Below are 2,238 nucleotides of genomic sequence, written 5' to 3' on the forward strand. Positions count from 1 at the left end.
AAATGAAAGATCAACACAACCTAGTTTGAATCGAAATGACCACAAAACCATAAAAGAGAAAAGTTCAAGAGCTCAAGCCATTGAAGGGGGTGGAGAGGCCCATCTGCGAAGCGATTGATTGACCTGTTCCATCAAAGCTCGGCAGGCTACGGTTTTGCCCTGTTGCCGATCCCCAGCTTGGTCGTAAAAGACAATACCATCGGCCCGAGAAAGGCCCAACGCCAAGAACAACAGCTCCAAGACCCCAAAAGAAGCGGTCTCCAGCTCCGGCGCTCGATCCTTAAGCTCTGCCAGCGTGGTGTGGGCATCTTCCAGGTGGCCGAAGGCCGGGATCCACAGATGGGTCGTCGGCTGGGATCCCTCTGAGGACAAAGACTCCGCCTCGCCAGCAGCAGGATCCTCGACCACCCGCACCGTCAGCCAGCCGCCATCGGGGTAGCGCAAGGTGGTGTATTGCAGGTGATCCAGGTGTTGAGCCACCTGGGTGAGCACATCCGCCACCTGTTGCATTGCCGCCGTCGGGATCCCGTTTTGGGGAGCAGTATCCACAAGGGTTGCGGCCTGTGCTGCCAAACTAACCACCATGATTGACAACAATCCTCATCCACATCCAGAATAGATATTCGCAGCGATTGGGGCTGTAGTTCAATTGGTTAGAGCACCGCCCTGTCACGGCGGAAGTTGCGGGTTCGAGCCCCGTCAGCCCCGTACTCCTAAAACACTCTAGCTTAGTCGCTCCCCTGCAGCCCTCACATTTCCAGACTGATCTGATTTCTTGATTTCTGACGGTGACTGCTGCACAATGCGGCCGGCTCAGGGTTCAAGTTTCGGCGGTGGGGTATGGAAAGCCCGCCCTAAAATGGGGCTTAGTCCAGGGGAAAAACCATGCAGTATCGCAGATTTGGGCGTACCGAGCTGTCTATGCCTGTGCTGAGCTGTGGTGGCATGCGCTATCAACACAGCTGGCAAGATACTCCTTGGTCAGGGATCCCAGCGGCAAGCCAGCAGAACCTGGAGGCGACGATTCGCCGGGCCTTGGAGGTGGGCATCAACCACATCGAAACTGCCCGCGGCTATGGCACTTCTGAAATGCAGTTGGGCCGCATTTTGCCGCTCTTTCCCCGGCAAGATCTGATTGTGCAGACGAAAATTGGCCCCAGCGCCGACCCGCAGCAGTTCCTGGCCAAGTTCGAGCAATCGATGAGCTACTTGAACCTCGATTATGTGGATCTGCTGGCCATCCACGGGTTGAACACCTGGGAAGACTTGGAACACAGCCTGCGTCCAGGGGGGTGCCTGGAGGTGTGTCAGCGCCTGGTACGGCAGGGACGGGTGCGTTTCGTTGGCTTCTCCACCCATGGGCCAACGGAGTTGATTGTGGAAGCCATACAGTCAGGGGGCTTTGATTACGTCAACCTACACTGGTATTTTGTCAACCAAACCAACTGGCCCGCCATTGAGGCTGCCGCCCAGCAGGATATGGGGGTATTCATCATCAGTCCCTCAGACAAGGGGGGCAGGCTTTACGATCCGCCCGCCAAGCTGGTGCAGCTGTGCCAACCTCTCAGCCCAATGGTCTTCAACGACCTGTTCTGTCTGTCCCATCCCCAGGTTCACACCCTCAGCATTGGGGCAGCTCGACCCAGCGATTTTGATGAGCACCTGCGGGCGGTGGAGCTGTTGGATCGGGCTGATGAGCTGTTGCCGCCGATCCTGGCCCGCCTAGAGCAAGCTTTGATCGAGAAGGTGGGAGAGCACTACGCCAAAACTTGGCACCAGGGCCTGCCTCGCTACGACCAAACCCCCGGACAAGTGAATATCCCGTTCATTCTGCTGCTGCGCAATTTGGTCTTGGCCTATGACTTGGTGGACTATGCCAAGAGCCGTTACAACCTGTTGGGCAATGCCGGCAGTTGGCTCCCCGGCCAGCGGGCAGACAAAGTGGATGCCGAAGCCCTGCGACCTTATCTTATCCACAGCCCCCACCGCGACCGGATCCCGGCTTTGTTGCAAGAAGCCCATCGCCTGCTCTCTGGAGCTGAGGTGAAGCGCCTATCTCAGAGCTAGCTTGCTCAGGGATCCCCCCGTTTGACGGTCGAGATCCGGTGGAGAAGATGATATGGCAAGGTTTACTCTTTAACCGCAGGAAAAAAAGAGTTGTCAGCTCCCGCCAGCGGCTCCTTATCTCATTTGGGTAGCTCGTGTTAGAGTGTAAACTACCCGACCCTGACTGCTTCG

General features: G+C 56.9%; 2 protein-coding genes and 1 tRNA gene. 2 read left to right on the forward strand and 1 reads right to left on the reverse strand.

The features are described from left to right. Positions 1-72: 72 nt before the first annotated feature. On the reverse strand, positions 73-585 hold the full coding sequence (locus NW818_RS13140) for a hypothetical protein (RefSeq protein ID WP_414358029.1): 513 nt from the start codon (positions 583-585) through the stop codon (positions 73-75). Positions 586-634: 49 nt separating this feature from the next. Here NW818_RS13140 and NW818_RS13145 point away from each other — a divergent pair. Both NW818_RS13145 and NW818_RS13150 read left to right on the forward strand, forming a co-directional pair. Further along, a tRNA-Asp gene (locus tag NW818_RS13145) sits at positions 635-708 on the forward strand. A gap of 177 nt (positions 709-885) precedes the next feature. Beyond that, on the forward strand, positions 886-2,067 hold the full coding sequence (locus NW818_RS13150; protein ID WP_414424807.1) for an aldo/keto reductase: 1,182 nt from the start codon (positions 886-888) through the stop codon (positions 2,065-2,067). Positions 2,068-2,238 lie beyond the last annotated feature (171 nt).

Origin of the sequence: Synechococcus sp. R6-5 (genome assembly GCF_047461775.1) — a bacterium.
In the GTDB taxonomy this organism is placed as follows: Bacteria; Cyanobacteriota; Cyanobacteriia; order Thermostichales; family Thermostichaceae; genus Thermostichus.